This is a genomic window from Rodentibacter sp. (assembly GCF_057314195.1).
Genome location: NZ_DBHLAM010000017.1, coordinates 1 through 1,114, shown reverse-complemented (window position 1 = coordinate 1,114; position 1,114 = coordinate 1). Strand labels below are relative to the sequence as shown.

At 46.9% G+C, this 1,114-nt stretch carries 1 protein-coding gene; it reads left to right on the top strand.

The window, feature by feature from the left end; all coding sequences use genetic code 11:
- Positions 1-1,114 (top strand): NADH:ubiquinone reductase (Na(+)-transporting) subunit B (locus tag ACO59Y_RS01695; RefSeq protein WP_486130086.1); only part of this gene is annotated, 1,114 nt, incomplete at both ends.

Sequence of the window (1,114 nt, the reverse complement as noted above, 5' to 3'; positions counted from 1 at the left end):
AACGCACAAAAACACACACGTTCGTGATGCGTTAGACTCAAAACGTATGATGATCACCGTGTTCCTTGCATTGTTCCCGGCAATTTTCTACGGCATGTACAATGTGGGTAATCAAGCGATTCCTGCGTTAAACCAATTAGGCAATTTAGCGCAATTAATTGCAAGCGATTGGCACTATGCGCTCGCTAACAGCCTTGGGGTAGATTTAACCCTAAATGCAGGCTGGGGCAGCAAAATGGCATTAGGTGCGATCTTCTTCCTGCCGATTTATATCGTAGTATTTACCGTTTGTACGATTTGGGAACTACTATTCTCCGTTGTGCGCGGACATGAAGTAAATGAAGGGATGTTCGTTTCTACCATTCTTTTCGCGTTAATCGTTCCGCCAACATTGCCATTATGGCAAGCGGCACTCGGTATCACCTTTGGTATCGTGGTCGCAAAAGAAATCTTTGGTGGCGTAGGTCGTAACTTTATGAATCCTGCGCTTGCCGGTCGTGCATTCTTGTTCTTTGCGTATCCGGCACAAATTTCCGGTGACTTGGTGTGGACTGCAGCAGACGGTTTCTCCGGCGCAACCGCACTTTCACAATGGTCACAAGGTGGCCAAAGCGCATTACAACATACCGTAACCGGTCAACCGATTTCTTGGATGGATGCATTTATCGGCAATATTCCGGGTTCAATGGGTGAAGTTTCGACCCTCGCTATCTTAATCGGTGGCGCAATTATCGTGTTCACCCGCATTGCCGCATGGCGCATTATCGCCGGCGTAATGATTGGTATGATTGCAACTTCAACCTTATTCAATCTTATCGGTTCGGATACCAACCCAATGTTCTCAATGCCTTGGCATTGGCACCTTGTTTTAGGTGGTTTTGCGTTAGGTATGGTGTTTATGGCGACCGATCCGGTTTCCGCGTCTTTCACCAACACCGGTAAATGGTGGTACGGTGCGTTAATCGGTGTGATGGCGGTATTAATTCGTACCGTGAACCCGGCTTATCCGGAAGGCATGATGTTAGCGATTTTATTTGCGAATTTATTCGCACCGATTTTTGACTACATCGTGGTTCAAGCAAATATCAAACGTCGGAGAGCAAGAACAAATGGC